22 protein-coding genes and 1 pseudogene are annotated in these 20,338 nt (G+C 69.1%); 9 read left to right on the top strand and 14 right to left on the bottom strand.

The window, feature by feature from the left end:
- Positions 1-243: 243 nt before the first annotated feature.
- From ACFYZA_RS31435 to ACFYZA_RS31445, 3 genes are read left to right on the top strand one after another with little or no spacing between them, the layout of a single operon-like run.
- Positions 244-1,545 (top strand): uracil-xanthine permease family protein, encoded by a 1,302-nt coding sequence (locus ACFYZA_RS31435; protein WP_388494197.1) that lies wholly within the window; start codon positions 244-246, stop codon positions 1,543-1,545.
- The gene (locus ACFYZA_RS31440; protein ID WP_388494159.1) at positions 1,542-3,026 is read left to right on the top strand and encodes an amidohydrolase family protein; all 1,485 of its coding nucleotides are present in this window, start codon (positions 1,542-1,544) and stop codon (positions 3,024-3,026) included. Before ACFYZA_RS31435 ends, ACFYZA_RS31440 begins: the two co-directional genes overlap by 4 nt.
- On the top strand, positions 3,023-3,733 hold the full coding sequence (locus tag ACFYZA_RS31445) for a sulfite exporter TauE/SafE family protein (protein WP_388494160.1): 711 nt from the start codon (positions 3,023-3,025) through the stop codon (positions 3,731-3,733). The genes ACFYZA_RS31440 and ACFYZA_RS31445 overlap by 4 nt, the downstream gene beginning before the upstream one ends.
- On the opposite strand, the gene ACFYZA_RS31450 is transcribed toward ACFYZA_RS31445, so the two are convergent.
- Positions 3,717-4,760, bottom strand: coding sequence for a LacI family DNA-binding transcriptional regulator (locus ACFYZA_RS31450; protein WP_388494161.1), 1,044 nt, complete (start codon positions 4,758-4,760; stop codon positions 3,717-3,719). The genes ACFYZA_RS31445 and ACFYZA_RS31450 overlap by 17 nt on opposite strands.
- 499 nt (positions 4,761-5,259) lie before the next feature.
- Here ACFYZA_RS31450 and ACFYZA_RS31455 point away from each other — a divergent pair, with 499 nt between their 5' ends.
- Complete coding sequence (locus ACFYZA_RS31455; RefSeq protein ID WP_382593390.1) at positions 5,260-6,381, top strand: epoxide hydrolase family protein; 1,122 nt, start codon at positions 5,260-5,262, stop codon at positions 6,379-6,381.
- A gap of 161 nt (positions 6,382-6,542) precedes the next feature.
- Here the strand turns inward: ACFYZA_RS31455 and ACFYZA_RS31460 are convergent, their stop codons facing one another.
- From ACFYZA_RS31460 to ACFYZA_RS31475, 4 genes are all read right to left on the bottom strand, one after another.
- A complete protein-coding gene (locus ACFYZA_RS31460; RefSeq protein ID WP_388494162.1) occupies positions 6,543-6,938 on the bottom strand; it encodes a hypothetical protein in 396 nt (131 codons plus the stop codon).
- Between the two features lie 368 nt (positions 6,939-7,306).
- On the bottom strand, positions 7,307-7,888 hold the full coding sequence (locus ACFYZA_RS31465; RefSeq protein WP_382593384.1) for a hypothetical protein: 582 nt from the start codon (positions 7,886-7,888) through the stop codon (positions 7,307-7,309).
- Positions 7,889-7,970: 82 nt separating this feature from the next.
- The gene (locus ACFYZA_RS31470) at positions 7,971-8,402 is read right to left on the bottom strand and encodes a hypothetical protein (protein WP_388494163.1); all 432 of its coding nucleotides are present in this window, start codon (positions 8,400-8,402) and stop codon (positions 7,971-7,973) included.
- Between the two features lie 208 nt (positions 8,403-8,610).
- Positions 8,611-9,090, bottom strand: a complete 480-nt coding sequence (locus ACFYZA_RS31475) for a hypothetical protein (protein WP_388494164.1) — start codon at positions 9,088-9,090, stop codon at positions 8,611-8,613.
- A gap of 96 nt (positions 9,091-9,186) precedes the next feature.
- Here ACFYZA_RS31475 and ACFYZA_RS31480 point away from each other — a divergent pair, with 96 nt between their 5' ends.
- A complete protein-coding gene (locus ACFYZA_RS31480) occupies positions 9,187-9,552 on the top strand; it encodes a MerR family transcriptional regulator (RefSeq protein ID WP_388494165.1) in 366 nt (121 codons plus the stop codon).
- Positions 9,553-9,667: 115 nt separating this feature from the next.
- Here ACFYZA_RS31480 and ACFYZA_RS31485 read toward each other — a convergent pair whose 3' ends face one another.
- Together ACFYZA_RS31485 and ACFYZA_RS31490 are read right to left on the bottom strand one after the other, a co-directional pair.
- Positions 9,668-10,012 (bottom strand): VOC family protein, encoded by a 345-nt coding sequence (locus ACFYZA_RS31485; RefSeq protein WP_382593372.1) that lies wholly within the window; start codon positions 10,010-10,012, stop codon positions 9,668-9,670.
- A 296-nt stretch (positions 10,013-10,308) separates the two neighbouring features.
- Positions 10,309-10,488 carry a hypothetical protein gene (locus tag ACFYZA_RS31490; RefSeq protein ID WP_388494166.1) on the bottom strand — a complete coding sequence of 60 codons (180 nt, stop codon included), beginning with the start codon at positions 10,486-10,488 and terminating at the stop codon, positions 10,309-10,311.
- A gap of 625 nt (positions 10,489-11,113) precedes the next feature.
- On the opposite strand from ACFYZA_RS31490, the gene ACFYZA_RS31495 reads away from it, so the two are divergent.
- Positions 11,114-11,755, top strand: a complete 642-nt coding sequence (locus ACFYZA_RS31495; protein WP_388494167.1) for a DUF6461 domain-containing protein — start codon at positions 11,114-11,116, stop codon at positions 11,753-11,755.
- A gap of 168 nt (positions 11,756-11,923) precedes the next feature.
- On the opposite strand, the gene ACFYZA_RS31500 is transcribed toward ACFYZA_RS31495, so the two are convergent.
- Complete coding sequence (locus tag ACFYZA_RS31500; protein ID WP_382593363.1) at positions 11,924-12,769, bottom strand: glycoside hydrolase domain-containing protein; 846 nt, start codon at positions 12,767-12,769, stop codon at positions 11,924-11,926.
- 457 nt (positions 12,770-13,226) lie between these two features.
- Between ACFYZA_RS31500 and ACFYZA_RS31505 the strand changes: the two are divergent.
- Positions 13,227-13,583, top strand: a pseudogene (locus ACFYZA_RS31505) (DUF2267 domain-containing protein); the annotation flags it as partial.
- A 114-nt stretch (positions 13,584-13,697) separates the two neighbouring features.
- On the opposite strand, the gene ACFYZA_RS31510 reads toward ACFYZA_RS31505, so the two are convergent.
- Positions 13,698-13,991 (bottom strand): DUF1330 domain-containing protein, encoded by a 294-nt coding sequence (locus ACFYZA_RS31510; protein ID WP_382593351.1) that lies wholly within the window; start codon positions 13,989-13,991, stop codon positions 13,698-13,700.
- Positions 13,992-14,204: 213 nt separating this feature from the next.
- Here ACFYZA_RS31510 and ACFYZA_RS31515 point away from each other — a divergent pair, with 213 nt between their 5' ends.
- Positions 14,205-15,107: a LysR substrate-binding domain-containing protein gene (locus ACFYZA_RS31515; protein ID WP_382593348.1), complete on the top strand. Its 903-nt coding sequence runs from the start codon at positions 14,205-14,207 to the stop codon at positions 15,105-15,107.
- A gap of 226 nt (positions 15,108-15,333) precedes the next feature.
- Here the strand turns inward: ACFYZA_RS31515 and ACFYZA_RS31520 are convergent, their stop codons facing one another.
- The 4 genes from ACFYZA_RS31520 to ACFYZA_RS31535 form a co-directional block, all read right to left on the bottom strand.
- A complete protein-coding gene (locus tag ACFYZA_RS31520; protein WP_388494168.1) occupies positions 15,334-16,347 on the bottom strand; it encodes an NADPH:quinone reductase in 1,014 nt (337 codons plus the stop codon).
- A gap of 118 nt (positions 16,348-16,465) precedes the next feature.
- The gene (locus ACFYZA_RS31525; RefSeq protein ID WP_388494169.1) at positions 16,466-16,912 is read right to left on the bottom strand and encodes a hypothetical protein; all 447 of its coding nucleotides are present in this window, start codon (positions 16,910-16,912) and stop codon (positions 16,466-16,468) included.
- Between the two features lie 416 nt (positions 16,913-17,328).
- On the bottom strand, positions 17,329-17,994 hold the full coding sequence (locus ACFYZA_RS31530; RefSeq protein ID WP_388494170.1) for a hypothetical protein: 666 nt from the start codon (positions 17,992-17,994) through the stop codon (positions 17,329-17,331).
- Positions 17,991-18,998: a hypothetical protein gene (locus tag ACFYZA_RS31535; protein WP_388494171.1), complete on the bottom strand. Its 1,008-nt coding sequence runs from the start codon at positions 18,996-18,998 to the stop codon at positions 17,991-17,993. The genes ACFYZA_RS31530 and ACFYZA_RS31535 overlap by 4 nt, the downstream gene beginning before the upstream one ends.
- Positions 18,999-19,301: 303 nt before the next feature.
- Between ACFYZA_RS31535 and ACFYZA_RS31540 the strand changes: the two genes are divergently transcribed.
- Entirely contained in the window at positions 19,302-19,838 is a 537-nt protein-coding gene (locus ACFYZA_RS31540) for a hypothetical protein (RefSeq protein ID WP_388494172.1), read from the top strand.
- Positions 19,839-20,040: 202 nt separating this feature from the next.
- On the opposite strand, the gene ACFYZA_RS31545 is transcribed toward ACFYZA_RS31540, so the two are convergent.
- On the bottom strand, positions 20,041-20,238 hold the full coding sequence (locus ACFYZA_RS31545; protein ID WP_388494173.1) for a hypothetical protein: 198 nt from the start codon (positions 20,236-20,238) through the stop codon (positions 20,041-20,043).
- Positions 20,239-20,338 lie beyond the last annotated feature (100 nt).

Below are 20,338 nucleotides of genomic sequence, written 5' to 3' on the forward strand. Positions count from 1 at the left end.
ACGCGACCCGAACGGAGCTCGCACGTGTCCCGTCCCCGCCGCTCCCAGCCAGCTGCCCCTGAACGAGTCAGCGCCCCAGACCTGGCGCCCGCCTCCCAGCCCCGTACGGAATCCGAAGACACGCCCGCAGGACCGTCTCGTACGGAGAAAGAGGGCCTGTCCCCCGCAGCTCCCTCTCCCTCCCCTGCGGAACGCAGAGGCCCATCGCCCCACCCCGTCGACGAGTCCCGCCCGTTGGGCCGGATACTGCTCTTCGGTGTGCAGCACGTGCTGGTCATGGCAGCCACGCCCATCTCCGCCATCTTCCTGATGAGCGCCACCCTGCGGCTGAACGCGGGGCTGACCGTCGACCTGCTGTCCGCCGCCTTCGTGCTGTCCGGCGTGGGGTCACTGATCCAGTCCATCGGGCTCTGGAAGTTCGGGCCCCGCCTGCCGTTCGTCATGCTGCCGGGCGGCGCGCCGCTGATCCTGTTCCTCTCCATCGCCGGCCAGCACGGCCTGCGCGTCGCGGCGGGCGCGGTCGTCCTCACCGCCCTCTTCACCTTCGCCGTACTGCCGCTCTTCGCACGGCTGTTGAAGTTCTTCCCGCCCCTTGTCATCGGCACGATGATCGTGATCGTCGGCGTCAATCTGGTGAAGGTCGGGGCGGTCCTGGTCACCGGACGCCCCGGGGAAAGCGGCTTCGCCGATCCCGGCCATCTCGCGCTCGGCATGGCGACCATCGGGTTCACGGTCGTTTTCCATCTGCTCTTCAGGGGCGTCCTGCGTCAACTCTCCGTCATGCTGGGCCTCATCGCCGGTTCGGTCCTCGCCCTGTGCCTCGGGGACGTGAGCCTCGGCCACCTCGGCCAAGGCGGCTGGGTCGACGTGCCGCGGCTCATGCCGTTCGGTTCGCCCCAGTTCGACGTGCTGGCCGCCCTGCCGCTCATGCTCTACAGCCTGGCGTCGATGGCGGAGGCCACCGGCCAGACCGTCATCAACGCCGAAGCGGTGGGCAAGGAGATCGACCAGCGGGTGGCCGTGCCCAAGACGATCCGCGGCGACGCGCTCGTCTCGGCGCTCGGCGGCCTGTTCGGGATGCCGTTGATGGTGACGAGCGGGGAGAACATCGGGATCGTCCGCGTCACCGGCGTACGCAGCCGCTTCGTCACGGCGGCCGCCGGGGTCGTCCTCATCGCCATCGGCTTCCTGGCGCCGGTGACCCGGGCCATCAGCGTCGTGCCCGCCCCGGTCGTCGGAGGCACCGCCATGGTGGTCTTCGCGGTGATCACCGTACTCGGCGTCCAGATGCTCGCCCGTTGCGATCTGGACCGGCACACCAACACGTTCATCTGCGCCGTCGCCCTCGCGCTCGGCCTGCTGCCCATCCTCGTGCCCGACGTCTACCAGCAACTCCCCTCCACTGCCCGCATCCTGCTCGAAAGCGGCGTCGCGGTCGGCGCGTTCGTCGCGGCCGCCCTCAACGTCCTCTTCCACCACGTCGGACCGGCTCTCGCCGCCCGTATGTCCTCACGCCCCGATCTGCGCACCGAAGGCAGCCGATGAACCAGCTCACCAAGGAACGGCTGCGCACGCGCGGCCCTCTCCTCCTCATCCCCGACGCGGTCCTGTTGCCGGAAGGAGTCATGGAGTCGTACGCGGTGGTCGTCTCCGGCGACTCGTTCGAGGCGGTGGGACCGGCCGAGCAACTGGAGCGTAGGTATCCGCATCTTCGGGCCCTTCGTATGCCGGGCCACCTGCTCATGCCGGGCTTCGTCGACAGCCATCACCACCTCACCCAGAGCTTCGGCGCGGGACTCGCCTTCGGTGAGCCCTCGGAGATATTCCGCCGGGTGTGGGTGCCCCTCGAAGGCGCGCTGGACGAGGAGTCGGCCTATGTGGCGGCGAAACTCGCCGCGTTGGAGTCGCTGCGCGGCGGATTCACCACCGTCACCGACGCCGGGACGCGCGCCGATGTGGACACCGATGTCGTCGCCCGCGCCGCACGGGATGCCGGGGTCCGCTGCGTCCTCGGTTTGATCTGCGACGACACCGGTACGGACACCGATTCCGCCGCGGTGCTCGAACGGGCCGAGAAGCACCTGGCCGCCTACGGCGACGACCCGCTCATCCATCCCTCGCTAGCGATCTCCATCCCCGAGGCCGCCACCGACGCCACCCTGCACGCGACCGGGCGCCTGGCCACCGAGGCCCGGACGGTGGTCCAGATGCATGTCAACGAGCACCTGGCGGCGATCGAACGCTCCCTGCTGCGGCACGGCCTTCGGCCACTTGAGCATCTGGCGGGCATCAAGGCGCTCGGCCCCCACATCCTGGCCGCGCACACCACCTTGCTGACCCCCCGCGAGGTGTCGTTGCTGGCCGACACGGGAACGGCCGTCAGCTACAACCCCGTTGCCAGCGCCTGGAAGGGCAACGCGGTCGCCCCCGCCACCACCCTGGCCGAGCGCGGTGTCCGCTTCGGTATCGGCACCGACGGGACCCGCGGGGACGGATTCCGGCTCACCGAGGCCGCCGAGTTCGCCCAGCGGCTGGCGTACGGGCTGGCCACCGGTGACTCGTCCTGCGGGGCGGGCTGGACGTGGCTTGAGCATGCCACCGCCGGCGGCGCGGACGCCGTCGGCCTCGGCGGCCGCACCGGCACCATCGCCCCCGGCATGGCGGCCGACTTCCTCCTGGTGGACATCGCCACTCCCGAACTCGCCCTGTCCTGGGACCTGCCCTGGGAGCTGGTGCGCAGGGGTAACCGGGACCAGATCAGCGCCGTGTTCGTGGCCGGCCGCCTGCGGCTGTGGCGCGGTCTTCCCACCGACTGGGATGGCCCCGCACTCGTACGACGTGCCATCGGCCTGGCCCGGGCCGCCGTGGCCCGGGCGCCCGTCGTCCGCGCCCACCCCACCTCAATGACCGCACGAAACACGACCGTGCGGAACACGACCGCACGAAGCACGACCGCACGAGGCACGACCGCACGAAGCACGACGGTACGGAACACGACGGCACAGAACCGGAGTACAGCACAGTGACCTCGCAGACCCTGGTGATCCTCGCCGTCACGGTGGGGATCGCCGCGTTCGTCCAGGGCGGCAGCGGGCTCGGCTTCGCGCTGGTCGTCGCCCCGGTGGCCGGAATCCTCGACCCCTCCTTGCTCCCCGTCTTCGTCCTCGCGTCGATGATCCCGCTGAACCTGTACATCGCCTGGCGCGAACGCGGCTCACTCGATCTGCGCGGGGCCCGCTGGATCGCGGCGGCCCGGCTGGCCGCGACCCCGGGCGGCCTCGCGCTGCTGTGGCTCATCCCGGACCGCAGCATCGGGCTGTTCGTCGGTGCCTCCACCGTGCTCGCGGCGCTCGTCAGCCTCGCCGCGCCGGCCTTCGCGCCCGGCCGCGCCGCGTACGTCGGAGCGGGCGTGGTGACCGGCCTGACGGAGACCGCGACCGGAGTGGGCGGCCCCCCGCTGGCGCTGGTCTACCAGCACCGGCCCCCCGCCGAGCTCCGCTCCACGGTCGCCGCTTGCTTCCTGGTGGGCGAAGTGGCCTCCCTGGCCCTGCTGTTCGCCACCGGCCGGGGGCACGTCGCCGATCTGGGCTGGGCGGCGGCACTGCTTCCGGCGATCGCCGTGGGGGCGTGGCTGAGCAGAATGGTGCATCAGCGGATCGACGCCCGCAGGATGCGCCTGTTCGTGCTCGTCTTCGCCCTGGTGTCCGGCACCGTCCTCATCGTGGGGCCCTGAGGGAGGACGCGCGCGCGACCAGAGTCGGCGCGGGAGCGGCGGTCGGCGCCGGAGCGGCCGCTGCTCCCCGCAGGCCGGCGAGCAGCAGCTCCACCGCGTCGGACGCTGCCCGGTCCAGGTGCAGATCGACGGCGGTGAGGGGCGGTTGGCAGGTGCGGGCCCGCAGCCCGTCGTAGCGGGTGGCGACCAGGACGTCGTCCGGGACGGACCGCCCACTGTCCTGGATGGCCCGCGCCGCCCCCACCGCGAACGCGTCCACCAGCGCGCAGACCGCGTCGATCTCGGGGTGCTCGGCGAGCAGGGCTGTACAGCGCTCGTACGCGCCCTGTTCGCCCCCCGTCTCGGGCCACGCCTCAACCACGGGCGCCCAGTGGTGTTCTGCGGCCATCCGCTCGTACGCGGCGCGGGCGTCGACCGACGAATGCCTCGCCCCGGAGCCCACGATGAGCGCCGGATGCCTGGCCCCCTGTTCCCGCAGATGTGTGAGCAGCACGGTCGCCACCTCGTCCCCCCACAGATCCACGTACGGCGCCTCGTCGTCCGCGGCCACGGGGCGGCCCAGCGCGACGTACGGCAGCCCGCGCCCGCGCAGTTGCGTGACCGCCGCGTCATCGACATCGGGCTCGACCACGATGGCCCCGTCGATGTCCAGGGAGTAGAGAGCGGACACCGACTGCACGGGCGGCACGAGCACCAGCGCGTATCCGTGGACGAGCGCGCTCTCCGCGGCGGCCGCGGCCACCTCCATGTAGAACCCGAGCCGCGACGGCCCGCCGGCCACCGCGAACGGCATGGACGACACCAGCGCGATGGCCTTCGCCTGCCCGGTACGCAGCCGCTGCGCACGCAAGTTGGGCCGGTACCCGAGCTCCGCGGCAATCTCCTTGACCCGCTCCCGGGTCCGGGGATCCACCTTGCCCAGACCGTTGAGCGCGTGCGAGACCGTCGTACGCGACACCCCCGCGACGCGCGCGACATCGGCGATCGTCGGAGGCTTGGAACCGGAAGCGGAACCGGAAGCGGGCATCTGCGCGAACACTCCTCTGCTCGAACGGCCAACGGGGCGACCCCATCTTCCCCGACGCCCGTGACCTGCGGGTAGCGGTGCTCGCGCGGATCTACGGGTGCCGGACCACTCAGCGGACATGGCGGGAGCCTGATGGCACGCGCCGCTGGTCCCTGCTCCTCACGGCATCCCGGTGAGTCACCGTGCGCCCCAGCCCCGTCCGTGGAGCTAGCGGAGCTGCGAGGGACCGGTGAACACACCCTCCACCGCGGCCGCACATCCCTGCCGGCGCCGAGAACCGAACCCGGATGAACACCCCCCAAGAACACGTGGAAGGCCGGCGGTCTCACCCGCACTGACAGACAGCATCAGACCGGTCGTGTCGACGCCGAGGTTCCCGCGCGTGGCGTCGGGTTGGGGTCGGCGGTAGGACACCGGGGCAGGCTGAGGACGAGTCCGACCGCGATGCCGTCCACCTGTATCCGACCCGGCATCGCCTTGACCACTGAGGAGCCTTGCCATGTCCGCCGAGCCATTCGAAGTCAGCATCACCGAAGCCGAGATCGCGGACCTGCGTGAACGGTTGCGACGGACCCGGTGGCCCGAGCGCGAGCCGGTGGACGACTGGTCGCAGGGGTTGCCGCTGGCGTACGCGCGGGAGCTTTGCCGCAGCTGGGCCGAGGACTACGACTTCGGGTTCGCCGAGCGGCTGAACGTGTTCCCGCAGTACCGCGACACGATCGACGGGCTGGGCATCCACTTCCTGCACGTCCGCTCGCCGGAGCCGGACGCGTTCCCGCTCGTGCTCACACACGGTTGGCCGGGCTCGGTACTCGAGTTCCTTGAGATCCTCGGCCCGCTCACCGACCCGCGCGCGCACGGCGGCGACCCCTCGGACGCCTTCCATGTGGTCGCGCCTTCGCTGCCCGGGTACGGCTGGAGCGACAAGCCATCGACGACCGGGTGGGGCATCACTCGAACCGCGCGCGCCTGGGACACGTTGATGGTCTCGCTGGGCTACGAACGGTACGGCGCGCAGGGCGGCGACTGGGGCTCAGCGGTGTCCGCAGCGCTGGGCGAGGTGGCACCCGAGCGCGTCGCCGGCGTACACCTGAACATGGGGTCCGTGGCAGCGGGCACGTTCGACGACCCGACGCCTGCGGAGCTGGCCAATCTCGAGGCGGAAAAGGAGATGCGGCGCACCGGCCGGGGATACTCGGCGATCCAGGCCACCCGGCCCCAGACGCTCGGCTACGCCCTCACCGACTCCCCGGCCGGACAGGCCGCCTGGATCGCCGAGAAGTACTGGGCGTGGACGGACAACAACGGCCATCCCGAGGACGCGTTGTCGCGGCAGACGATCCTCGACGAGATCTCCGTCTACTGGTTCACCGCGTCCGCCACGTCGTCGGCGCGCCTGTACTGGGAGAGCTTCGCCAACTTCCGCGACAAGGTGACCGCGCCGTCCGGGCTGTCCATCTACCCGCGCGACATAGCCCGCCCGTCAAGGCGGGAGGCCGAGCTGCGGTTCACCGACCTGCGCTGGTTCGAGGAACTGCCCCACGGCGGCCACTTCGCCGCGCTGGAACAGCCGGAGTCACTGGTCGAGCAGGTACGTGGCTTCTTCCGCCTGTTCCGCTGACCGTCCGTGCCACCCCCTGGAACGGCCGCGCCCAGGGGGAGGCCGTGGCCGTTCCCGGATGACCGGCACATCAGGTTGTGGGGCAGCGCATCGGGTCAACGCATCACTGTGGGGTTGGCCGTATAAGAAGGACCCTGCAGTTCGAGTGAATTGACATGCGGCTATGCGTTCTTCTGGGACATCCACGCCGCGATGACAGCGAGAACGGCGATGCCAATGGACATGAAGATCCACCACAGGGCAAACATGTCCGGTTGCACCTTGATGCCCGGATTCCGCTCCTGTCCCCGGATGTCAGCTGCCACCCGTTTGCGTACCGGAGCGAACGCGATGACGAAGATGAGCAGGATGGAGCTGTAAAGGAAAAGCGTTTCGGCTGCGGTGAATCCCTTCACTGCAGCGCTCACCCACAAGAACGCCCCACCGACGAGAGGAATGAAGGAAACGCTCTTCTTCGACTTCGCCGTCGGCATGCACCACCGCATCACGCCGACGTGGACAGGGGTGACGACCGCGGCGATGAGGATCCAGTCATACGCGGACAGATCAAGGAACATGACGGTGCCCCCTCCCCAGGGCGAAACACGTTGCGGTACTTGGTGCGAGGCTGCGCGCCCCGCCCCGGGGGCTCGGTTGCCGAACGGCTGGGCACCAGCACGTGGATCACCAAGGGCTCAAGCCGTGCCAGGCATGCCCGATGGCGTCCCCCGCGCTGGTCACGGCTCCGGACGCCGGCGAAAGGATAGCCGAACCCCGGTGCTGGGCCTGGACTCCGGTCGAGAACACGGCGCCTTCGACCCTCTGGACCGCCCCGGTCGCTCCCGCATTGAGCAATGCCTTGGGGGCACCGCCATCGCTGGACTCGTTTGCCTGCTGGACTTGATTGCCCGCTGCTCTGCGTCGCCACATCGGGCGTCGAGTCGGGTTACGCCCCGTTGGCCCGCGAGAGCCGCGTCAGACCGCCTCTCACGTACTGCCTGGTGAGGCTCGGCGTGGCACGCAGGATCTTCTCCGCGATTTGCGCCTGAGCCAGCACGCTGTCGGGAAACCTCCCGACATCGGCTCCGTCGTACAGCACGAGCGAATCCCAGTCGTCGGGGTCGGAAACCCCGTCACGGTCGACGATGACGGCACGTGTCGGCACGGGCAGTCGCATCGCGGAGGTCACGACGGCCGCCTCCACACGCCGAGCCTCGTCGGCGGAAACACCATCGAGCCAGAGCGTCTGGATTTCACAGCCGAGCGGCTCGTATGAGTACTCACCCACCACATTGGTGTCCGCGGTGAACCACCAGTTCATCGTGATCGACGCGATACGAAGGGCCAGCAGACGGCCAAGGTCCTCCTGCCGTATGGGGATTCCATCGCCCTCCACGTTGAGGACCACGGCTTGGCCTCCGGCTGGATGGACGAGGGCAAGCCCCCGCGCCTCGAAGAGAGCCACCTGTTCATCGAAAACTGGCGTCGCCGCCGATTCCCGATACCAGCGGATGAATCCGTCAGCCATGGCTATCAACTCGACAAGTGGCTCGGGTAGCGGGCAGGGTCGGCGGCAGCGGCTTCAGTAGCTGACCGGTGCCTGTGCCGGGTCACCAGCACGGCCGCGGGTCTTGTACGTGCTCGGGCGAGTGCTGGTCCTCTCCCCTGCCCAGGCCGGTCCGGACAAGGAAGCCGGGGTCCGCTTGCCATGGTGGGTTGGCAATGTGCACGCGCTGGGTGCCGGGTATTCCCGCCTCGACGAGGACTCCGTCCTGGAACATCCACAGACCGAACAGGTCGTCGTCCTCGTCATGCAGCATGACCTGCACACAGGCGGGCTCGTTCCACGGGAGGGATTCCAGATCCTTGAGCACGCCACGGCGCCGATCCCACTTTTCGAACTCGATGTGCCAGCCCCCTACGAACCACGGGATCCGCACAAAGCAGCCCTGCCAGGTGCGGGCCTCGTCCGGCCGCGTCAGTGGCTCCATCACCTCGTCCTCGTAGCGGGCCAACACGATGACCTGCGCCATTCTGCTCATGCCCACATGTCACACCGTCCCGGGTGCCGAAGGCAATCGATTTGAGACCCGGAGCCGTCTACCCGGAGCCGTCCAGGCTTCTTCCATCTCCGGCGAGAGAGCCGCCTGACGCCCACTCAACGGCCGCGGCCGCAGCTCCGCCAGCAGAGGCAAGAGGCCCACGGCACAGCCCGCTCGCCGAACCTCCCCGGCTCGCCGTCAGCATCCGTCAGCATCTCGCCGAGCCGAGGAGACGGCCATCGGCCGTGCCGGAGTGGCCGTCCGTTGACCGGTTGTCGCGGCGCAGCAGCCAAGGCGCGAGCTCGACGACGGCGAGTGCCGCTTCGACCACGAGGAACAGCCACAGCCACTGCGGGACTCCATGGGCCAGGGCGTATGCCATCCACGTCACGAACAGCGTGCGCGCGATGCCGTCGAACAGTCCGTGCACCGCGAGCGGTCTGACCACCCGCAGGGTCGCCCAGATGACCACGACCGAACCCATCAGATTCGCGTACAGGGTCTGCATCGGGTCGAGTTCGGGCGTGACGCCCAGCCCGAGGGAGTCCCCCGCCCAGGACAGCGCGTCATGTACCAGAGCGAGAGTCCACGGCGTGGTGAACCCCGCCGTGACCACGAGGTCGTACCAGGCATTCGCGCGGACGACGCGAAGATAGGCGGGGCGTGCGGGGGCGAAACGATGGAACACGGTGAGGCTCCTGTCTGTCAGGTGGGCAGCGACACCTCACGCTAAACAGTGGAGTACGGTCCAAGGTCAAGCCCAAGATCTCGACGAGGGGAAGCCATGCGCATCGGAGAGCTGGCCGCTCAGACAGGGACAACCAAGGACACGATCCGGTTCTACGAGAAGATTGGCCTGGTCTCCGGTCGACGTCTGGACAACGGATACCGCGACTTTCCACCCGAGACCGTGATGTGGCTGCACTACGTCCGTACCGCGCAGACGCTCGGCTTCTCCCTGGCCGAGATCGCGCGCACCGGCGAAGCGCTCCGCGAAGCGCCGGATACCGCCGAGGCGTTGTCCGCGCTGTTCGAGGAAAAGATCCATGTCGTCGACGCCCGCATGGCCGAACTCGCGGCCCTGAGGGTCGAACTCAGCAATCGCGTCGGAACAGGATGCCCACTTCGGCCCGTCCACCAGTCCCCCTGAGCATTCCGAACGCTCCGGCGCAGGGAGCAACACCCTCCAGAACCGCCATTGGCATCGTTCATCTCAAATCGAGCAGGTCAGACGCGGGTGATCCCGCACCACGCAGAAAAGGGGCTCACTGGGTGGGTGTCTCGGCGAGTGAGAGGCTGTTCCCATCGGGATCCAGCACGACGACGTGGCGTACGCCGTTGCTGTAGGTCTCGACCGGTTCGTGATCGATCCCGTGTGCGGCGAGTCGGGCCAGGATGTCGTCGAGATCGTGCACGCCGAGCGTGATCATGGCTCCGCCTACGCGCTCGGCTCGCACGTCTCGGTCGTCGACGACGACCCACGCGTTCTCACCGACCCGCCACAGGTACTCCTCACCGATGACCTCGTCGGCCGGGTGCCCGAAGAACACTTCGAACCACTCCCGTGCCTTGGCCCGGTCGCTCACGCACATGACGCTGTACAGGTCCACGTGGATCACTCCTCAGAGTCGTTTGGGAAATTGGACCCCTCCCGTGACCGAAACTCATCGGAAGACGCTTCGCCGCGCCGACGGGAGAAGATCTCTGCCGGTATGCGGTCCGCCAGCCACTTGGGGCGGTGTGCCCTGGGACGTCCGCTGAGGAGGCACGCCGGCTACGGCGACCACGACGGCGTGACGGCGTGGGCGCGAATCATGGATCCCCAGGCGACGAGGCGACAGCGGACCATGATGCCGCTCAACTCGCGCCAGGCACAGGAGCGTTGAGGCCTCTCAACGTCCGGCCCTCACAGGTCGATGACCGCCCAGAGCCGGCGCCCGTCGGTCGCCGTGTCCGCGCCGCAGCTGGACGCGCCGAGGTCGGCGACATCGCGCAGCAAGGCGTCGCTGGTCACGTCCCGGCCGGGGGTGTGGGAGAGGACCATCACCAGAACCTGCTGGTCCTGGTCCGCGAGGTGCAGGCTCACGCGCCGGCCCCCGTCGGCGAGAGCGGCTTGGGTCAGAAGCTCGGTGATCTCGGTCAGGCGCGCAGCGGGGCCGGTGGAAGGGCGGAGATGCCAGGCGTCGAGCTGGTCGAGGACGTGGCGGCCGGCTTTGCCCGGGGACCAGGGGGCGTTCTCCAGCGCCCAGTTCGCTGCGCGCCGGTTGCTGATGGCTGCCCGTAGGCGAGACCTGGCAGCGACCGTCGTGTCCGCTTCAGGGCGGGGCGGTTCAACCGGCCTTTTCGGTGGAGGGGGCGTCTTCGGCGGGTAGTCCGGGCGGTGGGTCTCGTCTGGGATCGACGTCACGGCGGCCTCCCGGCGCTGGGGTTGCACTCGCGCAGCCATCGTAGGCCTGTGGCTGAACCGGCGTGCCAGGTTCCGCGACCCGCCCGCGTGGCGGGGAGTTGACCTTCATCGACGCCGGCCCTGCCCCGTGCCCGGCGCCCCCTTCGACGCCCAGCACGACCGTTGATCACGCCGGCGCCGGCGCCACGGCACACACCGCCCCAGGTACTGCCTGTCTCCCTGACCGGGCCGGGTGGGCGCCGGGCCGGAGCGTACGGTGGTCCGGGTCGTGGGCCTGTCGGCATGGTGCGGCAGGATCACCCGCATGACAGACGGAATCGCCTGGCTCGCGGAGCCACAGAGCATCAGCTTCGGCGGCTACAGCGTGACACTTGCCCGAGGGCTCGGCATCGAGGCAATGGCGGCGCGGATCGCGGCCTCGTCCCAGTGGTCGAAGCGAACCGTGGAACCGGTCGGGGAGCTCACCGGGGACGAGCTGGTCGAGGCGTTGGACTCGGAGTACGGGGACGTCTGGGACGGGATCGGGCTGCGGCTGGGGGTGAGCGGCGGATGGACCTTCGCGGTCGCGTACGGGGGCTGGTTCGGGGAGTTCCAGCACGATCCGGCGATCTCCGAGGGCGGGGCCGAGGTCTTTCGGGTGGAGTACGAGGAGGAGAACGGCAAGCCGGTGCCGCCGGCCTTCCACCACCACCGGGATGGCCGGACGGTGTGCACGTTCAACCTGCACCTGGACGACTCCTGGGGCAACGGCCAGGTCGTCGGAGACGCCGAAGTCGCCCAGAGGGTGCGGGAGTTGCTGACCGCAGAAGGCCTGCCGGACCACGAGCGAGAGGACCGCGAGGTGCACCGGACATCGCTGCGGGTGCTGGAGCGGCACTTCGGCCTGACACTTCCCCGGGCCCTGGTGCTGGAGGCCCCACTACCGGCGTTCCTGCTCGCCGATTGAAGCGCGGCTTTCTGATGGTTGAGCTGTTGCTCGGATGTGCTGGTGCCACCCCCGGAGTGACCCTCGGCGGCCACCACACCCGCACCGAGTGCAACCTTCACACTGCCTGAAGTTTCCCACGAGGAGCGGCAGAGGCCGCGCCTCGCCGCTCCTCCCTTCGCCGCCGGGTCAGCCGACGATGGCCACCGGGGCGTCCCAGGCGTCACGGTCGACCGTGATGGTGTAACCGCCGCGGGACTCCTTGCTGTTGACCATGAACTGGTGACCCCGGCTGTGGTCCGTGTAGAGCTTGCTCGCCCAGGGCCAGTCGCTGGTCGTCGTGTTGACGTTGTCCCACTTCGCGTACCAGAGGTTGCCCGGCAGGTCGGTACGGTCAGCGGCGGTGGCGACGGCCTGCGCGCTGGAGGTGCTGAAACCGTAGTACCCGGCCCGGTACGTCTTGGCACGCAACGTCTTGGTGAAGGCACGGACATAGGAGAGAACCGCGTTGTTGCACGCCGTGTTCTTGATGTCGTACGGCTCCATGTCCAGGTAGATCGCGCTGCCCTGCTTCATGCCGAGCGCGGAAGCCTTCGCCACCGCGTCCGCGCCGTCGGAAGCACCGAGCGAGGAGGCGTTGGAGGCCGTCATCTTCTCCGGGCTGGAGCCGGTCTGGCAGGACGGCTGAGCACCCACATACAGGGGAATCAGCTTCCACCCCTGAGCGGTGACCGTCTTCACCCACGACGCGGTGAGGTTCGGCTGGGAACAACCACGGTTCTTGCCACCGACGTAGACCGCCGCCGCACCGTACGGCCCGGGCTTCCACGCCTTCATCGCGGCGGCGGAAGGAGCCGCGCAGGTGTCGAAGGCAAGACCGGTGAACGTCTTCTGCGCCGGCCACGCCGGAGCAGCCGACGCACTCTGCGCGATCAGGCCACCCGTCGCCGCGACGGCCACACCGGCCACGCCCCACCCGATGTAGCGGTTTCTCTTCGAGAGACGGTGCGCAGGCTTGCGCGACTTGTCGGACATGGTCCCCACCCCTTGTGCTGGCTGCTGCTGTCGATGTGTGCGGTTACTGCCGCGAATGTGCGGTACGACGCGTGTGGCGCGACGTGTGCACTGATACTCCGGCGCACGCCCCCTGAGCGCACCAGAGGATACCCACAACGCTCCACGCCGTGAGGAATCCGTGATCTTGGCCAGCACAAAGCTTGGTCAAGGCATCACAAATTCGCCACGAGCCCGCTCCTCGCCCATCCCCACACTGTCGTTACCCACGGCGCTCCGGCCAGCGCTGGTCAAGGTCGGTGCAGACCTGTTCCACCACGCGGGTCCGGCTGCTCAACCAGCCACAGCGTGGCTCCGGCACGACTGCCCTGTGCAGGCGCGCCGCGCCACTCGGGACCCACACGCCCGCCCACGCGGGGCCCCACCACCTCCCCCGAACAGGCAGCAGCCAGACAGTCCTTCCTCCCGGGGCCCAGGGCCCCGGGAGGCACATCGCGTTGAGCTCTCGGCGAGGCGATTCCGTACGAAAGCCGTTCGTTCAACGGTGGGCGAGGTCCGGGCCGAGCTTGCCGCCCGGCTTCCCGAGACCTTCGCCCTGATTCTCCTCAACCCGCTGCGGGCCACCGAGCCCCTCCCGCCGGAGCGTTTCCTACGGGCGACCGCCGCCTGGATCGAGGGAGCCACCGAACACACCGCGACCTGGGACGTCAGCGCCGCCCTGAGCGTGGCCGCCGACGCGGCGGGCGAAGATCTGCCCCGCCGCATCCTGCCCCGACACGTGAAGTCCGGATACGCCCTCCTATTCGGCCGCGCCGAACTCACCCAAGCCGCGTAGCCGCCCGTCGAGGTCGGCGGAAGACCAGAACGGGCTCCGGCGATGTGCGCCCGGAGCTCCGGAAGACACCCTGGCCACAGTTGTTCAGAGACAGAGCGAAGGTGGACCCGGCGGTCAGTCGATGCCTTCGATTATGCGGAAGTCGCGCTCGAAGCCGTCGGGGAGGGCCACCAGCGCCTTCTGGTATGCCTCGCTCTCGTATACCGCGGTGGCCTGTTCAAAGCTGTCGAACTCGATCAGGACCACGCGTTGCGTGATTCCGGCCTCGTGGGCGACGACTCGACCGCCACGGGACAGGAGGCGCCCGCCGCCGGCCCGGACAGCCGGACCGGCCAGCTCCTCGTAGGCGGTCAGCGTCTCAGGGTCGGAAATGTCGGGATAGACACTGGCCCAGTAGCCCTTGGCCATGGAAAACCTCCTGTGTTCGGCCGGACAGGTCCGACTTCGAATTGCCACTCGACCACTGGGCCACTCAGCCACTCAGATCGATCGATCCCGGTGACGGGCATTGCGGTCAGTTGCAGCGCCATATGCGCAGGTTAGGGCTTGATCTGCGGTCAAGGGAAAGACCGGTGCGGGATAGACTCAGAACGGATCGTTATCAATCGGCGGGGAGGGCACGTGGCGCCGGATACGGTGAGCCTGCGGTACTTCCTGGTACTGGCGCAGGAGTTGAACTTCACCCGCGCGGCCGCACGGATCGGTATCGCACAGCCCGCACTCAGCGCCCGGATGCGCCGATTGGAGGCGGAGCTCGGTACGGCCCTGCTGGTCCGCAACACGCGTAGCGTCGTATTGACCACGGCCGGTGCGGCGTTGGCGGAGTCCGCGCCGCCCGCGCTGGCGGCGTTGGACCGGGCATGGGACACCGCCCGGAGCGCGGCGGCCGGCGAACTGGGCACGCTACGCATCGGATACAGCCTCAGCGCCGGGGCCGAGACGGCACCGGCGCTGGTGGACAGGCTGATCCGCGGCCACAGCGGACTCGAGGTCGGCGCGGTCCCGATGGCTACACCGGAGATCTCCCCCGCTGTAGCCGACGGCCGTATCGACGCCGGGATCACCCGCGGTGAGCAGCCGGGCCGTGGCGTGCGCCGGTTCCTGCTGCGGCGTATGCGCGTCGGGGTCCAGCTGGCGCAGCACCATCCGCTGGCCGAACACCCGGAGATCGAGATCGCCGACGCGGCCGCGTATCCGCTGCGACTCCCGGACCGCACGGCCAACCCCGTGATCCACGATCAGCTGTCCGCACTGTTCCGGGACACCCGGCCACACCCCCAATTCCACACGCCCGCAGTCTCTTTCGACATGTCTCAGCGCGATCTGCGCGACGGGCTCACCCTCGCCCCGGCCGGAGAGACGGCGATCACGGCACAACCGGCCGGCATCACCTGGCGACCGCTGCGCGGCGCGCCCAGCCTGACGATCCACCTGGTCCTCCCGCGCGAGCAGTCGCCACTACACCGCCGGATCCGTGCCGTCGCCAAAACCCTGGCGCACGAGCTGCACTGGCTGCCGGACTGACCCGCAAGAGGTCGAGCGAAACGGACGTCTGCGGTGGCGAGGCCGAACCGGACAAGCACGGGCAACCGGCGGGAGCGCCTGCCGTCAACGAGTCCATGACGTCGGTCAATGCTTGACGCCGACCCCTGGTTCATTGGTCCCCGAGGCACGAGCCCGTGTACGTTCCCGTGCGGAGCAAGGCCCGCCCCCGCGTCCACCGGCCCCGGCCACCAGCAGGCGCGGCCGTTCACGGGACATCGAGCAGGACCTTCCCGACCACGCCCTGTTCGAGCGCGGCGTGGGCCTCGGCAGTGCGTTCCAGCGTGAAGCGGTGCATCGGCAGGCCGGCCTCCTCGCCCACCCTGAGCGCGCCCGCGCTCACCGCTGCCGTGACATCGGCGACTGCCTGCCGCTTCGCCCTGGGCGGCACCGAGTAGACGAAGACGCTCTGCCAACGCAGGTTCGCCGGCAGCGAGGAGAGCACCGGGACGGACAGCTGCTCGCCCTCGCCACCCGAGTAGAAGGCCACCACGGCTCCCGGCGCGGCCACCGCGATGTCGAGGGCGGCGTTGGTGCCCGGCGCGACCTCCACGACGATGTCGACTCCCCCGGGGGCGAACGCCAGGATCTCCGATGCCGCGTCCTGCGTACGGTAGTTGACCACCCGATGGGCACCGGCCGCGCGCGCCAACACGGCCTTGGCAGGGCTGCTGACCGTGGTAACCACACGCGCCCCGGCCCAGCAGGCGAGCTGGACGGCCGCGTTGCCGACCGCGCCGGCGCCGCCTGCCACCAGCACGGTCGCGCCAGTCAGAGTGCCGGGCGCAACGCGTCCCGGTCCCCCGTCATGAACGGTCAGCGCGCGGTGAGCGGTGAGCGCCGGGATGCCCAGGGCCGCACCGAGCTCGAACGGCGCGTGATCAGGCAGGGCAACGGCATGCCGGTCGGGAACGAGCGTGTACTGCTGAGCTGTTCCCCAGGGTCGCTCCCACGCGGCCTCCCAGAGCCACACCCGCTGTCCGACCCGACTCGGGTCGACCTGCGGTCCGACGGCGTCGATCACGCCGGCACCGTCCTGGTGGGGCACCTGCTCGCTCATGCCCGGCGGCAGCGCTCGTCTGCGGCTGCGCCAGTCGGTCGGATTGACGCCCGAGACGTGCACACGCACTCGTACCTCGCCCGGGCCCGGTTCGGGAACCGGACGCTCGACGAGTTGCAGGACCTCGGGGCCGCCGGCAGCCGCCCGGATGACGGACTTCATCTCTCACCTGTCTTTCACTCGCCCCTGGGGAACGGCCGGCCGGAGCCCGGAGAGGCGCGCGACCCCGCACGGGGCACTCCTTACGAACTCCCCCTGCTGAACCGGTATTCCAACCGGGCTACGGGTGGGCGCCGTCGTGATAGGTGCCGGTGGAGAAGCCGTCCGTCAGATGCTCGTGCCACTCGGCGAACTCGACGCTCGGGTATTCCAGGTGGCGCCAGCGCGGCCGATAGTCGGGGTGGTCGCGGAACTGGGCGGCGGTCAGGCACAGTTCGTTCCACCACATCTGGATGTCCTGACGCAGCCGCTGGGTAAGTCCCGGCTCCTGTGCACGGCCTGCATCCACCTCCATGCCCCAGCTGGTCAGCAGATCGGACAGGCACAGGGCGGTACGGTCCGTGCTCTGCCGGAGCCGGAAGGCGGCCCAGGCCGCCTCACTGCCCTCCTCCTGACGCTCGGCGAGCTCGGTAAGGCGCGCACGCAGGAACTCCCGCAACGGCTCGGTGTCCGCGGAGTGCAGGTCGTCGGAGAACTCGAGGATGTCGACGGGCTTGCGGACTGTCATGGCGGGGCCCCTCCCGGACGGACGCGCTGCTCTCGAACGGGAGCGTACCCACGTCACGCATGGCGCCCCGGGGTCTTCTCTGCGGTGGGGCACCCGCCAGGTGTGCAGGGGCCATCGGGGCTTGGCAGGGATCGGCGGCGTGGCCGTGGCCCGTGACGCGCGCGCGATAGGTGTTGCACGAGTTGCACCAGCGTTCCTGTTGGCAGCCCCACAACTTGCGCCTCACAGCGCTCTGTCATGCCCAACACCTAGGCAAATGGCACTAGTTGACCATCCCTGGGGAACATCGTTCAACAGGCTGCTCCTGGAGGAACCGGCCGCCCCACAGCACCGACCATCCTCAGCCGCAGGGTCGGCGGGACGACGGCCAACCTCAACGCCCAGCGCGGGACCCAAGAGAGCTTGGCCTTCGGGAGTCAGGTGCCGCCCAGGCCCCACGCATCGAGCCCGGCGTAGATGGAAGCCCTCAGGCAGTGGGGGGCGTTGAAGCCTGAGGCTGCGCCGCGGTAGACGGCGACGAGCGAGTCCTTGCCCCGCCACCAGGTGTCAGCGAGTCCCTGGACTTCGGGTACCGGCTCGAATCCGTCGAGGTCCAGGTCTTCGACGGCGCTGCCTTTGACCTTCGTGATGGTCCTGGCCCAGTAGCCCGCGTGGCTGGCCAGCGCCAGGGCTTCCACCCATCCCTCTGTGCCGGCGTGCAGCGGCGTCCAATGGTCGGCATCGATCCCGAACTCACCTCCCGGTCCGATCATGAACCCATGGGCCATGGAGACTCGGCAGCTTCCGGCCGAGAACCGCCATCCGTCCGCGGCCGAGCCCTCGGGGGCATCTGCTTCCAGAACGCGTGGCCCGCCCTCGTATTCGGGGGACGGGGGCAGGGCGAGACCACCCCAGAGCTCCTGGAAGGCCACCGCCCGGTCGATCTCGGCGTCCGGAATCCCTTGCTCGAGCCACACCTCGCGATAGGGCTTCAGATCGCGGTGCGGAACACGCAGCCCGTGCCCCTCGACGAAGTACCGAGCTCGCCGGCTCAAGCCTTCAGACGCCTGAGGGATCAGTGGTACTCGGGTGTTTGCCGTCACGGTTGCCGCTTCTCGCAGGGAAGGTTTGGTACGGCCGGGCCTGGCGATGCGGACGGCCGCGGAGTGCGGGACCAGCGGACAGGGTGGTCGCCGGGGCCGCCGGTGAGCCAGGAATCGTCGCCCAGGAGTACCAGCTCGTACGGGTTGCTCACCTCTACGGTGAGTTCGCCGCTGAGCGTGCCCGTGCGTACGTCGACCAGGTGGTGGCGGAACCACTCCTCCTCGTCCTGACTCTCGCCGCCCACGGTCACGATGGCCGTGTCCTCGCTCAGGTAGCCGCCGCTCCACTCCACGAAGGACTCCTCCGGGTCGTACCCGAAGGCTTCGACGGGGATGGTGAAGAGTACGTCCCCGGTGGGGTGTTCGTGGAAGGCGACGTCTGCCTGGTGGTGGTCCACGGTCATGAACTGCCGCCCGGACGGCGCCAGGTCGATCAGGCAGCGGTCCGACCACGGGTACGTCACGAACTCCCGCTCACCGTCCGCCCCTCCCGTACCCCGGAGGATGACCGAGCCGTCCTGGCCCTCACCGATGTCGAGGTAGATGCTGCCGTCCACGGGATGCACGTGGTGGAACGCGCCGTGCCCGACCGTCTCCAGATCATGGCGGGCGAGAACTACTCCGCTGTCGGCGTCGTGCACGACCCACTGGTCCCCGCCCCCGCGTCCCGCCATCGCATCCGGCCGATACACCCACGCCGTCCGGTCGTCCGTGGACAGCACGCAGTCAGGCTGCTGGCCATGGCGTACGTCAGAGTGCGGCTCGAAGTCCGAGGCCCATACGAGGCCGCCGGCACGCGTGAGGCAGACGACTCCGTGCAGGGTCGTGTACACGACCCGCTCCAGATCCTGCCGAACCACCGACGCCACCACCTCGTCACCGTCCCGCACCTGGAACACCGCTGCGGGCGCCAGCGTCCCGTAGACGTCGTTGCCCACGACGTAGGCGTGGATCCGCCCTTCGTGGTGACGCGTGATGACCTTCGGTGGCGGCTCAGGAGTCATCCGCTGAGGCTAGCGCCCAGGTCGAGTCGCCCAAGATCGGGGGCTGTGTGCGCCCGAGCAGGGTGGGCACGGGCGGCGCCGGGATACGTCAACCCGTCGTACGCGGAGCCGGAGGCCGCTTTGCACGGGCTTACGACCAAGGGGATCTCAACGCCCAGTCAGGACCTGCCCATGAGCGGGTATGGGTTGCGCAGGTCGCCACCTGTTCACCTGCCGGCTCTACTCGCATAGACCGCGCCGGTGGTGTCATGCCGTCAGTTGCCCGGCACACGGAGTCGGGCACCGACCGACGGAGCCCCTCACATGCAACGCACACGCCGACTCGCCGCCGCATCCTGCGCGTTGGTCCTCGCCTCGGCGGGGCTGGTCCTCTCTTCCGCGACCGCGCACGCCGCCCCGGCCGCCACCTGTTCACAGTCCTACCTGCCACTGCCCGACCCCGTCTGTCAGCCGGGTGACTACAACCCGGACGTCACCCAGGCGACCATAGGGTCAACGATCTGCGTTCCCGGCTGGACCAGCACCGTCCGCCCGCCGACCTCGTACACCAACCCGTTGAAGGTCCAGCAGATCACGGCCTACGGCTACAGCGACACCTCCACCGCCGACTACGAGGAGGATCACCTCGTCCCCCTGGAACTCGGCGGAGCACCCCGGGCCCCGAAGAACCTGTGGCCAGAGCCCCGTTACAGCACGGGAGGGAAGACCGCTGGGAACAAGGACACCGTCGAGAACAAGCTGAAGACCGCCGTCTGCAACGGCCAGGTCGGCCTCGACGACGCCCGCCACGCCATAGCCACCGACTGGACGACCGCGCTGTCCGCCACCGGCATCGGGTAAACCCGACCCGACCGGGTTTCCGCAGCATTCAGCGAGATCGAAGAGGCGGATCCTAGTCGCATTGGAGCCTGTCACCCGTGCAGTGGCGCTTAGTTGACCGCCCAACTGCTCCTTGAATGCTGCACGTTGACCCGGGTGTGCCCGAATGTACAGGTGGTCATGGGCGATCTCGGCCCGGAGGCACTTTCCGCTGGGGCGGCGCCTATTTGGCGTGCCGCATATCGCGAAGCGTCACCTCGCCGCCATATCCGTCTGGCCATCCGGGCCATCCGCGCCATCCGCGGGAAACCGCCCATTCGTTCCGCCAGTTGACGAAGGAGGACTCGTCCGGCATGACCACGCTGATGTTGTCCTGCCGAAACAGCTCGTCGCTCAGGAGCTTGTGCAGGAACTCGGCCATCCCAAGGGGGAGCAACCGCGTCTTCGGGTCAGTGTGCCTCCCACAGATCAGGACAGGCCACCGATACGGGTCATCGTCCGTGGTCACCCAGCAGTAGATG

The organism is Streptomyces sp. NPDC001828 (assembly GCF_042892175.1).
GTDB lineage: Bacteria > Actinomycetota > Actinomycetes > Streptomycetales > Streptomycetaceae > Streptomyces.